11 protein-coding genes and 1 tRNA gene are annotated in these 12,182 nt (G+C 64.6%); 5 read left to right on the plus strand and 7 right to left on the minus strand.

Annotation, left to right across the window (positions count from 1 at the left end; genetic code table 11):
- Positions 1-383 precede the first annotated feature (383 nt).
- From QSK37_RS44035 to QSK37_RS44045, 4 genes are all read right to left on the minus strand, one after another.
- On the minus strand, positions 384-2,102 hold the full coding sequence (locus QSK37_RS44035; RefSeq protein WP_285633753.1) for a recombinase family protein: 1,719 nt from the start codon (positions 2,100-2,102) through the stop codon (positions 384-386).
- A 733-nt stretch (positions 2,103-2,835) separates the two neighbouring features.
- On the minus strand, positions 2,836-3,834 hold the full coding sequence (locus QSK37_RS44040) for a hypothetical protein (protein WP_285633756.1): 999 nt from the start codon (positions 3,832-3,834) through the stop codon (positions 2,836-2,838).
- 49 nt (positions 3,835-3,883) lie between these two features.
- Positions 3,884-4,387: a GIY-YIG nuclease family protein gene (locus QSK37_RS51965; RefSeq protein WP_432705659.1), complete on the minus strand. Its 504-nt coding sequence runs from the start codon at positions 4,385-4,387 to the stop codon at positions 3,884-3,886.
- Between the two features lie 626 nt (positions 4,388-5,013).
- On the minus strand, positions 5,014-5,226 hold the full coding sequence (locus QSK37_RS44045) for a hypothetical protein (protein WP_285633759.1): 213 nt from the start codon (positions 5,224-5,226) through the stop codon (positions 5,014-5,016).
- A 629-nt stretch (positions 5,227-5,855) separates the two neighbouring features.
- On the opposite strand from QSK37_RS44045, the gene QSK37_RS44050 reads away from it, so the two are divergent.
- The 4 genes from QSK37_RS44050 to QSK37_RS44065 all read left to right on the plus strand — a co-directional run bounded on the left by QSK37_RS44050 (position 5,856) and on the right by QSK37_RS44065 (position 8,930).
- Positions 5,856-6,554 carry an HNH endonuclease signature motif containing protein gene (locus QSK37_RS44050; protein ID WP_285633761.1) on the plus strand — a complete coding sequence of 233 codons (699 nt, stop codon included), beginning with the start codon at positions 5,856-5,858 and terminating at the stop codon, positions 6,552-6,554.
- A complete protein-coding gene (locus QSK37_RS44055; protein ID WP_285633764.1) occupies positions 6,551-7,207 on the plus strand; it encodes a hypothetical protein in 657 nt (218 codons plus the stop codon). Before QSK37_RS44050 ends, QSK37_RS44055 begins: the two co-directional genes overlap by 4 nt.
- Positions 7,198-7,488 (plus strand): nucleotidyltransferase domain-containing protein, encoded by a 291-nt coding sequence (locus tag QSK37_RS51560; protein ID WP_349498039.1) that lies wholly within the window; start codon positions 7,198-7,200, stop codon positions 7,486-7,488. The genes QSK37_RS44055 and QSK37_RS51560 overlap by 10 nt, the downstream gene beginning before the upstream one ends.
- 797 nt (positions 7,489-8,285) lie before the next feature.
- A complete protein-coding gene (locus tag QSK37_RS44065; protein WP_285633770.1) occupies positions 8,286-8,930 on the plus strand; it encodes a hypothetical protein in 645 nt (214 codons plus the stop codon).
- A 469-nt stretch (positions 8,931-9,399) separates the two neighbouring features.
- Here the strand turns inward: QSK37_RS44065 and QSK37_RS44070 are convergent.
- Positions 9,400-9,472, minus strand: a tRNA-Lys gene (locus QSK37_RS44070).
- A 71-nt stretch (positions 9,473-9,543) separates the two neighbouring features.
- Entirely contained in the window at positions 9,544-9,975 is a 432-nt protein-coding gene (locus QSK37_RS44075) for a response regulator transcription factor (protein ID WP_285633772.1), read from the minus strand.
- A gap of 263 nt (positions 9,976-10,238) precedes the next feature.
- On the opposite strand from QSK37_RS44075, the gene QSK37_RS44080 reads away from it, so the two are divergent.
- A complete protein-coding gene (locus QSK37_RS44080; protein ID WP_285633775.1) occupies positions 10,239-11,141 on the plus strand; it encodes a carbohydrate kinase family protein in 903 nt (300 codons plus the stop codon).
- Between the two features lie 20 nt (positions 11,142-11,161).
- On the opposite strand, the gene QSK37_RS44085 is transcribed toward QSK37_RS44080, so the two are convergent.
- Positions 11,162-12,181: an Lrp/AsnC family transcriptional regulator gene (locus tag QSK37_RS44085; RefSeq protein ID WP_285633778.1), complete on the minus strand. Its 1,020-nt coding sequence runs from the start codon at positions 12,179-12,181 to the stop codon at positions 11,162-11,164.
- Position 12,182: the final 1 nt, after the last annotated feature.

Genomic DNA, 12,182 nt, shown 5'->3' on the forward strand with positions numbered 1-12,182 from the left:
TCACAGAGCCTCGGCATCCGCAACAGCCTGAAGCGACACCCCCAGACGGAAGGCATGTTTGCTCGGTGTTTGCTCGTATACCACGATACGGCCCGGCAGCACCCGACACCACGGGAGGCCGGCCGGGCGAAGATGGACCAGCGCATGTAGACCAAACGGCATGTAGCGACACCAACCGGCATGCCTCGGCAGTCGTTTCTCCAGATCGGCGCGGGCGATTCCTCCGCAGCTGTGGACTTTTAATCCACAGCTGCGTTACCCCAAGACCTTCCGAAGAGTTACAGGTCAGGACACCCTCGCCGGTCGATACAGCTTTCCCAGCGGATGGCATCAAGTCCTTACAATCATCCTTGTCCCGGCCAAGCAACAGTCATCCAGTGGCACTATTCAAGGGGTGGATCGTCACGAGAAGGTTTCCATCTTCCCCCGATCGCCACCTGGAGTACGACTTCGTGACTGGCCCGGTTGTAGCGAATCTTCAGCTGGAAGGCGTCGTAGAGCTTGCGTTCAAGGTCTTCAGGCAGCTCGGTAAGGTCGCACTGTAGTTGTGGGATGTGGTCCAGCAGGTCGCCGTCATCGCTGGCCAGTGGCACGTAGGCGTTGATCTGATCGAGTTGGGACTGCTTCGTACGTCGGGCGGTGGCGAGCTCGGCGAAGCGGTATTGGATGGATTGTCGGTACTCCCGATCGGCGTCCACGTCTCCGGTGGCATCGAAGTTCTCCAGCTGATCGATGAGGTTGTCCTGGCGGCGGTGGAGCCCGGCGAGCTCCCGAGCGAGCTGATCGCGCCGGTCAGCCGCAGCGTCGTGGGCGCGGTCTTCGGTAGAGCGCTCGTGTTGGATGCGGAGGTATCGGCGGCCGCCCGGGCCGAAGATGCCCTCAGCGAAGAAGGTGCGAACGGCGTCCAGGAGGAGCTCTTCTCGGACCCAGATGCTCTTGGGGTGATCGCTATACCAGTCGGTGCGTCCCTTGTGATGCTGGCGTTCGGGTTGGCAGGCAAGGTAGGCGATGTTGCGCCGGGTTTTGCCGAACATGCGGCGGCCGCAGATGTCGCAAATGACGTAGGAACGCAGCCGGTAGGAGCGTTTCGTCTGCGGATGCGCATTGAGCCCGGCGCCGGCGCGGGAGCCCTGACGGTGCTTCGCGAGCGGTGAGGCGGCGCCGAAGAGCTCTATGGTGACCAAGGGCTCGTGGGTAGGATGGGGTGACCAGACCCATTCGCTCGGCGGGTTACAGCGACCACCCTTCTTGCTCGCTCGCCGATTCCACACCATGTAGCCGGTGTACTTCGGGTTGATGAGAATTCCGCGAACGGCCGAGCCGGTCCATCGCCCGACCGCCCGCCGGGGATCGACCGGCTCCGGAGGCGGGTACCGCGTGGGATCAGTGTTCAGCCGGTCCGCGATCTCGTCATAGCCGAGCCGTTGCAGGGCCCGCAGCTGGAAGATTGTGGTCACGGTTAACCCTTTGACCGGTTCGGTGATCAAGCGGGTTTTGGTCTTGCCTTCGGCCCGCCTGGCTGGAACGGGGTGGGGACGCTTTTCGGCTCGATAGCCGTAGGGAGGGCGGCCGATATTCCAGCCCTGCTTGGTGTGTTCGCAGAACCCCTCCCAGGACAGCTCGAGCATCTGCACGACGTACCACTCGGCGATCGCCTGGTTGATTCGCCGGGTGAGGATCGGGCCGGCCCGCATCCAAGACCGCTGACCGCCTCCGGAGAGAGGAGCGATCGGCTCATTGGCGGCCAGCAGCAGCACGCCTTCCTGCTCGAGTTCGTATTCGATCTTTGTACCGAAGTAGGTACGGCGAGCGACACGATCGATCGATTCACAGATGACGGCGACGAAACGACGGTCAGCTCTGGCGGCCTCAGTGAGCAGCTCTTGGATTCCGCCATCACGCGGAATCGCTATGTCGAACTGCTCATGTGCTCGACTGCGCCCACGATCACCCAGCTCCTTGCGGCCTGACTCCACGTCGTAGAAGTGAGCCACGATCATGTACCCGTCCGGGAGCGCCTGCCGCGACTTACGTAATTGCCGCGGAAGCGACAGCGACGGGTCTTGCTGATCTTCGGTGGACGTGCGCCCCAACCAAGCCACCGGCACAGGCAACCCAGCCTGCGCTGCGCCTCCGAGCGGGTCCGATGGCTCGCCTGGTCGCTGCCAGGGCAGCACCACGTCCCCGGCTTCGCCTGGGCGAACTACTCCCCCAGCACTTGTGGAGCGGTATGCCGATGTAGCCACAGAAGGATCTCCTGGATCACCACGAACTGATTGGCCGCTAGGCTCTCGCCCTCAGGTCCGCCCACGGCGACGAACTCGGCGCGGATCGCCAGTGGTTCGTCACCGTTGACACTCCGCCTGGTGCGAGGCTCACCAGGCACAGCGACGCCTCCGTTGTAGGTTTCCCACAGGGCTGGTCCTCGCCTTCCAAAGTCGGTAGTGCACACTCGTCGACGACCGCCGGGGCGGGCATCAAAAAGTGAGCCGCTGCGGCGGTAAAGTGTTGAATTCGATAAAAGGCAAACACAGCTCATCGAACGGGACAGGTTCAACCTATACATAGCATTTACCGACGCCCCACACGAACCCTTAAATAAGGCTGCTCTGTCCAGCCGAGATTGCACGACGCGGATTAAATTCTCTGAACTCCCGGATACAGGGTGCCGGACATCTGCTCAAACTGAACGCACTCTAGGCGGATTTTTACCCCACCAGGGTCAGATGGTTAGGTTGAATCAGCAGCGCACGTGCTCCAGCTTGCGGCTGATGTTCATCGCTCTGTACTGCCGCTGTGAGGAACATGGCCTGCGGTTCGAGGCCTTGAGCCACATCAGCCGCCCGGTCGTGAGGGTGTACTTGTCTGGGGCGGGATCGGATGGCGATCTTGGAGATACCACATCGCGGCCTCGTCGAGTTCTTTGCTGATGAGCTGGTGGAACTCAGTGCGTAGGTGGTCCAAAGCAGGTGTGAGGCTGCTGGTCGCGGCGGTGAGAAGCTTCTCGACCGGAACGGCCATAATGGCGGCGTGCCAGCCGAGGTAGATGGCGATGGTGTCCCAGCAAAAGATGTCGAAACGGTCGAGGAGAAGGTAGCCCAACAGCTGGTTCAGCCAGATGTGGAGGTATTCGGTGGGATCGGCGGATGCCTTGACCTCGACCAGTGTCCGGCCGATCGATAGATCGGCGGCCGCGAACCCGACTGCCACGGGCGGCGAGATGATGGTTCTCTCCCCCAGCTGGTTGAGTTCGTTGCGGGCGTGGCGCAGGTAGCCGCGCCACATGTGGTGCAGGCCGCGAAAGACCGGATGGTTCTCATCAGCCTGGACCGCTCCGGCTTCGCGGAACGTCAGCAAGAACGAGCGGCGTACTTGCGCAGCTGGGGCGGCGTGAAGACGGTGTGCGAGCTGGTCGAAGTTGGCGGCGTCGATACACGCCGCCAACGCTGCGCGCTGCGTCGGGTCCTCGCATTGGGTGGGGCAGGTGACGCGGTTCCAGTCCAACAGCAGTGGGTCCGTGGTGCCACTGGCGGGCATGTGGTCGTAGTCCGGCGGGGCGAATCCCGCGGCGGTCAACAGGGCGTAGCACTGCTCGGCCGGCAGGAACGAGAGCAGTTCCCAATATGCAGGTTTGCCGGCCAGGTCGAGGCCGAGGCGGATCTCGAGCGCGGTGCCCAGCCAGCGGCGGCCAGCATCAACGTCGAAGGCCGCCTGTGGCGCTGCGTGTAGCTGGTCCTTCCACTGTTCCACGATGGCGTCACGCTGCGGGAGCTGGGCATCGAGGAACGTACACAGCGTGCTGGTCGGGTTGGCGGCCTGTGCGCTCAGCGACATCGTCGACTCTCCTCATCCCGAGCGTTGTTACATCTCCCTCACTTAGCGATCACAAGGCTCTTGAAGAGGCGGCAAGCACTACAGAGGCCTTGAGTCCTGAAGTGCCGCGGAGGGCAGGTCTTCCTTGGGTGGACTGCGTGGTACGGGCACATCGAGATCCATGCCTTCGGCGACCGCACGGCGACGGAGCCACCAGGCCGAGCTGGCGTCTGCTGCGTACCGAGCCGTGAGGAAGCCAGCGCATATGATCGCGATCTTCATGGCCATGACCCGCTCGACGTCTTCCCGAGGCGAGCTGGGTGGTATCGACCGCGGTGTTGTGCTGGATGTTGTAGAGCGGACGTTTGCGCTTGATTGTCCGCCTTTCCGCATCTAAGGCAGCGGGCCTGTTCGGATACCGCTTCATGGTGATCTTGGTTGCTTCTTCGAACCAGTGCTTGCTGCTGCGGTGCTCGCTCCTCCGACGACGCAGGTCGTTGGTGATGCCAACGTATAGCGAACGTCGGCCATGCCGGTACTCGTCCAAGGTGTGTGGCTCGTCTCCGAAATTCATGTCCTGAGGTTAGGGAGCAGCACCGACAAAATGACCGCGCGTCCCAGAGGCGGCCGGGCCCACGTGTCCTCGGCCGTCCGCCGCTCGGACGCCCCGCTGTGCGCCGATCGAGCGTTCTGAGACTCAACCGTGACCGGGTGACACGTATCCGCCACAAGCCCATCAGGCGTCCTCAATAGGGCCGGCGCCTGAGCACGGCGTCTATCCGGCCGGTCGTGCCGGCGTACGGGCGATGAGAGACGGGGGATGAACCATGGGTTTCGGGGGTGAATATCAAACTGGCGCCGGGGGTGCGCGTGCGTGCCTCTTCCCGGGGCATCCGGGCGAGTGGGGGCCCCGGATCGCGCGGGTGCATGCGGGTGCCGGCCGTACGACCCTTTTCCAGCGGTATCGGCCCTTTCACCTCCTCGACGTCGGTGGGAGGGCGCAGGAGGCCTGCCTCGGGCAACAGAGGACGAAGCTCTGCGGGCAGCGCACCGCGGACCTCTCTCGCGGCGTTGGAGCGTCAGGTTCGGCAGGCGCAACGTGAGGCCGAGATCGCCGCTGTGGCACGCACGGAGCAGGCGCTGGTCTCACTCCACCACGAGCAGTTTCGTCAAGCTCAGCGTGTCGTGCTGCCCCTGCCACTACCGGTCGATCCTGGCCTGATTGAGCAGGCGATGCTTGATCAGCATCTTGCGGGAGTAAGCCCTCTGCAGCGAGCTCGCCGCCGCCAGATCAGGGAATGGGCGGCCGAAGCGTCGCGGGCCGAAGCGGCTCGGCAAGATCAGGTTCATCGCGCCGGGCATGCCCAAGGGCAGGCCCGGCTCGACGGTTTTTGGAACGCGCTCAACACCCATGTTCTCGAAGCGGTCATCGCGCAGCTGGAGCTGGCGTTCGAAGATAATCAGTCCCCAGCGGCTTGCATGGACGTGGGGCAGGACCCGGCGCGGTGCGCCACAGTGCTCGTGGTGTTCGGCCTACCACAGATGATTCCCGACCAGAGGCCAGACGTGACTCCCGGCGGCAGGCCGACACTGCGGAAGCGCAGCAAGAGCGCTCTACGCCGCCGCGCTGGGCTCCACCGTTCTCGCGACGGTCAAGGAAGGCTTCGCCGTCGCCCCGAGCGTCGACGAGATCCGCGTACTCGTCGTCTCCAAAAATCCCCAGGCGTGGAGCCCGGAGTCCTTCCTCAGTGCCATCTACGCCGCGCGGTTCCATCGCGAAGCCCTTCAGCGCTGGCACTGGCCCCTGGTCGACCCGGTCGAGGCGTTGCTGACTGCCCCCGACGCCATGCTCCAACGCAGAGGAGCGACGCAGGAGATCATGCCGCTCGACCTATCTGAGGATCCCGATCTGACTGCCCTCGTGGACCGTCTACGAACCGATCTTCAATGAGATCAGCACGACCGATCTGCTGGCCAGCGGGAGCTCCCGCATGCTGGGCAGGGCCACATCAATTTGATGCCTACAGAGGAGGCACGTGCCAGTGACTGAGAAGTCAGCGAAGCGCATCGCGTTGTCACAGCCAGCCAAGGACTGGCTGTGGTCCGAATCAGGTGGGCATTGTCAGAACCCTGACTGCCGTGCCGACCTGTACGGATTCGCGGAGCAAAAACACATCGGTGAACTAGCGCATATCATCCCGGCCAGCATGGGAGGTCCGCGGTCCGCCGAGGAGCCGGAGCTGACGGGAAGGGAACGTGCACGGCCGGAGAACGTGGTAGTGCTTTGTCCGACATGCCACACGGTGATCGACAAGGTCCCTGAGGAATATCCGGCCGATGTCTTGCGTGGGTGGAAACGACGTAGCCAGAAGGCGCGTGCGCTTGCCCACGGAACACCGATGTTCTCCTCGAGATTGGAGGCGCGGAAATTTGTCGAGGAGCTATTGGGCGCCAACCGTGCTGTGTTCGATTTGTATGGGCCACTCGATGACGTATTTGACGATACTCGGGCTGAGCAATGGCGTAGGCACGTGGAAAATACGATCATTCCAAATAACCAAACTTTGTTGCGGGTCCTACAGGTGAACCGAGAGCTGTTGAGTCGTTCAGAGAAGGCAACAGCTCAGATTTTTGCGGTGCACGCTCAGGAGCTGGAGGAGCGGCATCTGGAGGGAAATTGGACTCCTGGGTCGACAAGGTTCCCGAATGCCATGGAATCGATCCTGGAGGACAAGGGATGAGCATACGTTCCTGGGTAATGACGCAGCTTCGCAAGGACTCCCGGATCGTCGAGGGCATCGGCGAGCACGGAGTGAAGGTGCTGCGTCCGAACCAACCGGCTGCAGTCGCGTTCTGTGTGGAGCCGGACAGCGTGAATCCGTTCACCACGAAGGCTCTCCGGGAGGCGGTCGAAGAACTGCCTGAGGCGGGGATGGTGATCGTGACTCGCCGAGTCGTCGACCCTGACGTCTATGACCACGTCCGCGAGCTCGGGGTATGCGTGGACACGTTCGGCGGGTTCACTCGTGCCCTTTGGCAGTTCGATGACATCTCCGAATATGTCCACCCAGAGGAGATATACATCCAGCAGCGAATGGCTGCCACAGGGGCCGTGGCGTCGGTGACTCGTCGGGGCCACCGAGCCTGGGAACTTGAGCGAATCGCCGGGCTCCGGTCGCTGACGATCGTGAGCCACGATCGTTATGAGCTGACCGACGATGGGTTCATCGAGATTCTCAATCAATACCCAAATCTTGACCTGGATGCGTTGGTCATCACGAACCCGAACGCCCAGGGGTTCGGGGGCCGTGTCGTGGAGAGTGCCCAGCATGCCGGGGTCTCGCTGTACACGCTAAACGACTTCGTCCGCAAGATCCGCAAACCATGGACTTGAGGAATCGGTGGTCCATTCTCAATGAGCTATGCCGGTGCGCCGAGAGGTTCCCCGGATTAGAGCTGTGGGCTTTTGGCTCAATGCTCCGATCTGAGAAACCGAATGACCTGGACATCTTGATCGTCTATAACGACCGTGCTGATCTTGTCGCCTTGCGGGCCATGGGTTTTTGGGAGGTAACCGTGCCCGCGGTCGATATTATTGCGATGACATTCGACGAGGAGCACCACTACAAGTTCATCGAGTTGACCGGTGCGCTACGCTTGTATCCCGCGGTCTGATGCTGATCCTGGCTGGCGCACCGCGCACCTGTGTGCCGATCAAAGCACTAAGCCTGGCAACTCTCCGCTAATAGGGTTTGGCGTGATCGCGGTATGCGGGCCGGTCACGAATCCGACGGACCCACGTAGCAGTCATTTGGGACGGTTGCCTGATTGTGTTCGTATGCCGGCCGACGATGGGCATTACGACTGCGATGGCTGCGGCGATCGCCTGCCATTGCAGTTGGCGCTTCGCATGGTCCACGCCCGCCCACGGTGTCGGTGCCACGTCCGCTCGGTGTTTGCCCGAACGCCGCGGTACTGCCCCTCATGCGCCGACACTATGCAACACTGGAATCGAGGCAATGGCGGATGAATCGACACAGATTGACAGCGGCAGTACCGACATGACACAGCGCCTGGGGACTTTTAATCCGCAGCTTTGCTCGGGTAGGAATGTCAGGAAAGCCGCAGGTCAGGACCTGCGGCGCCGCCATGCCTATGTTCGTCGTGGCGGCATCGCCGACCGGTTCGCTGGGGGAGTTCATAGAGGTGGCGCGTGGAGCCTGTCGGCGGTCTGACGCGAAGTCTGGGCCGGTCATGAGACGCTGGTCGCTGTAGCCGGCCTGCACTATGGCCACATGCCCCATGGCTCCAGCGCAGGATCAGCCAGCCGGGCGGCCAGAAAAAGCTGTGGGCAGGCGCTCCTGCATCGCACGATGGGTGATGGATTCGTTACAGGCAGGGTCGCTGTTAGCGATCTCCGCTTCGGGATAATCTCCGTGCGACATCACGATCCCTCAGCCAGGAGACGCTCCGTGGCCAGCTTCGTTCGCCGCCTTCTCCTCCCCCTAGCGGCGCTACTGCTCGTCGCCCCCACGGGCTGTTCCACCACCGGTAGCAGCGGCGGTACCGCAGACGCCGGCACAAAACCAGCAGCAGGACAAATCCCCACCGGCGCAGGTCCGCAGCGCCGTTACACCGTGCAGTCCCAACCGGCGGCCGGGATGTGCCACTACCGCCACACCGGTGGCCAGCCACTCCCCGACCCCGCCTGCACACCGGGCGCGCTCAACCCCGACGTAACCCCCGCCACGATCAACACGACCATCTGCCGCAAAGGCGGCTACACCAGCGGCATCCGCCCCCCAGCCAACATCACCGACAAAGAAAAACACCTGAACGCCGCCTCCTACGGCTACGCCGACTCACTCCACGACGCCGAGTACGACCACCTCATCAGCCTCCAACTCGGCGGAGACCCCAACGACCCACGCAACCTCTGGGTCGAACTCCCCTCCCCTGGCCACAAACCCGGAGCAGGCCCCAACAACCCCAAAGACGCCATCGAAACCCATCTCCACACCGCCATCTGCAAAGGCACCATCACCCTCACTGCCGCCCAACACGCCATCGCCACCAACTGGACCACCGCCGAATCAGCCCTCGGCATCGCCCGGTAACCCCACCCCTGCTCGGGGATATCGCTATGGGTGATTAAGAGGGTCCGGCAGGAACGGAGTGGCAGGCGGGCATAAGTGACACTTCCGGGGAAGGCGGGGTGTCCGAGAGGGAGGGTGACCCGCGAGACGACTTTGGCCCGGGCACTCCGGTTGGCTTTGCGATAGCCCAGAAGCAGTCGATGTCCGACCCGTTGGCCCGGAAGGGCCGAGGCAATGTGGGGATCACTCCTACCCTGGTGCCGGTGCAGTCGGGCCGTGAACTGACAGGTCACGAACTTTCGGCGCTGACACGTCACGTTTCGGACCGTCCGCGATCACCTAGCGCCAACATCGCTGCATGCCGGCCGACGGCCCCGGCCGACAAGATCATGACATCCGAGCACCCACCGAGCACCCACGGGCCGCAAACCGTTCCAAAACGCACACTGGGCACTCCCGACAGCGTCGAGAATGCCCAGCTCAGCACGGGTGCGCCGCCAGGGACTTGAACCCCGAACCCGCGGATTAAGAGTCCGCTGCTCTGCCAATTGAGCTAGCGGCGCTTGCGACATCCGTTACTCTAGCAGCCCCCTCACACCCTCGCGAATCGAACGATCCCGCCCTCGGATCCGGTTCAGTGCCGGGTCTGCCACAGGCTGATCGCGGCCCCTCGGGAGTTCACCTCGAGCTTGGCGTAGATGCGGTTGACGTGGTTCTTCACCGTCTTCTCGCTCAGGAACAGCTCCCTGGCGATCTCCCCGTTCGAGCGGCCGCTGGCGATCAGGTCCATGACCTCTGCCTCTCTCGCGGACAGGCCCAAGTGGGCGCGGCCGGCGGCGCGTACGGCCTGGAGCAGCCTTCTCGGGGTCAGTTCCTTCGGGCGGAGGCAGCCGCTGGCGCCCTCGCGCAGGGCCGCGGTCGCCGCCGAAGGCGAGGGGCACAGGACGAAGACGCAGGCCGTACGGCTCAGTGGGGCGGTGTGCGCGGCGGAGGACAGACCCAGCAGCACGACGTCCGGCCTCAGGCGTTCGGCGGCCTCGATCGGCTCGGCCGGCTCTGGGAGCACTTCTACCTCATCACTGCTCCTGAGCGACGACGTGAGCGAGGGGTCGCCATCGACGATCATCACGCGAAGTGGTCGGTCCGAACTCATCCGGCCTCCGGGGGGCACCTGTAAGGCCGGAGCATAGCCCGCTCACATGCGATCGGAGATGAAGATCTAGCGTCGATCCGACGGTCGGCCCGCCTGGACGCCCGTAACCGCGACACTGGACGGGCCGGCGCGGGGACCGCCCGGCCGGTGACGGCGAGCGACGGGACGGTGTGCGGATGAGCGGAACGGACGTGCTGGTGGTCGGCGGCGCCGGAGTCGACACGATCGTGCGCGTACCGGCTCTGCCGCTGCCGGTCCGCGACTCGATCACGGTGCCCCCGATCGAGGACTTCACCGCGCACACCGGCAACGGCGTCGCCCTCGGCTGCCACGCGCTCGGCCTGCGGACCGCGTTCGTCGACGTCATCGGCGAGGACGACCAGGGACGCCTGGTGCGCCGCACGTACGAGGAGGCCGGTCTGCCGTTCCGGTACACGACCCATCCCAGCGGCACGCGCCGCAGCGTGAACCTCGTCGACCCGCAGGGGAACCGCCTGTCGCTGTACGACCCCCGGCACCCGTCGGACCTGGACGTCGATCCCGCGCTGTACCGGACGGCGGTGGGCGAGGCCCGGCACGTGCACGTGTCGATCATGCCGTGGGCCGCCGAGGCGCTGGCCGCGGCCGTGGCCGCGGGGACGCCGACCTCCACCGATCTGCACGACTGGAACGGCGAGGACGACCACCACCGCCGCTTCGCCAGACGGGCCGACGTGGTGTTCGTGTCCGCCGCCGAGCTGGGCGACCGGGCCGACGCGGTGGCCGGGGAGATCATCGAACGGGGCCGGGCGCAGGCCGTCGTGGTCATGGCCGGAGCCGCGGGCTGCCGCCTGACCGTCCGCGGCGAACCGGTCCGGGCGATCCCCGCCGTCACGCTGCCCGGCCGGCCGGTCGTCGACAGCAACGGCGCCGGGGACTGCTTCGTCGCGGCGTTCCTGTACGCCCGGCTGCGCGGCGACTCCTGGGCGGACGCGGCGCGGGCCGGCGCGATCGCCGGGGCCTACGCCTGCGGCACCGCCGGCACGCACACCTCCTTCGTCGACGCCCCGACGCTCGACCACGAACTGGCCCGCGGTTAGGCAACGGCGAATCGGCCGCCTCAGGCGTCCCCGCCGCTCGGGCCGGACCCGTTGAGGCGGCCGCGCCACCAGGGAGTCTCGATGAAACCCCGTTTGAGGTTGAGCATCTCCATATTGGCGGTCCAGCCCTGGACACCGGGGAGGGGTCCGAGCGTCCTGGTCACGAAGTCGAACACGTCGCGCGTCGTCGGCAGGATCACCTCGCACATCAACGAGCTTCCGTTGAGCGTGGCCGCGACGTACCGGACGCCTCGGTAGGTGGCGAGTTCACGAGCGGCCGAGTCGAGGTTGGCCGGCGTCACCGTGATCATGAAGATGATCTCGGACTCGAAGCCGAGCGCGGGCGCGGGGACCAGCGTGTTGACCAGGATGCATCCCCTCGCCCGCAGCGTCTCGAACCTGCGGCGGACGGTGCTCTCGTTGACCCCGATCACGTCCGCGACGCCCTGGAAGCTGGCCCGGCCGTCGTCGCGGAGCACGGCGACGATCGCCCGGTCGGTGTCGTTGAAGTGACTGGAGTCGCACTCGTGCGGCTCGACGGGCGTGTAGACGTGATCCTTTCCGGTCAGGAGCTGACGGCTCCAGTCGTTCGTGGCCTTGTAGGTGTGGAGCAGCAGGTCGGTCTCGCATCGCGACACACCGTCGATCGCCAGCACCTCGTCGATCAGGCGCGTGTGCAGCGAATCGTCCGTCCGCACGTTCAGCTCGGCGATGATGTCCGTCTCTCCGGTCACCAGCGTGAGGAAACGGACATCTTCGCGGCGGACGAGCTCCAGGGCGACCTCGGTCTGGCGGCCCGGCTCACAGCCGATGCGGAGGATGAACAGGTTCACCGGACCCGCGTGGCTGATGTCCGGGGTCACGCCGACCCGGACGATGCCCTCGGCGAGGAGCTGCTGGGCGCGCCGCGCCACCGTCGGCACCGAGGTGTCGCAGACGTCGGCGACCGACGTCCAGCTCGCCCGGCCATCGCTCTGCAGCGCGACGATGATGCGCCGGTCGAGTTCGTCGAGTTGGTTCAGAACCGGATTGATGCTCATG

This window comes from Actinoallomurus iriomotensis (assembly GCF_030269445.1).
In the GTDB taxonomy this organism is placed as follows: domain Bacteria; phylum Actinomycetota; class Actinomycetes; order Streptosporangiales; family Streptosporangiaceae; genus Actinoallomurus; species Actinoallomurus iriomotensis.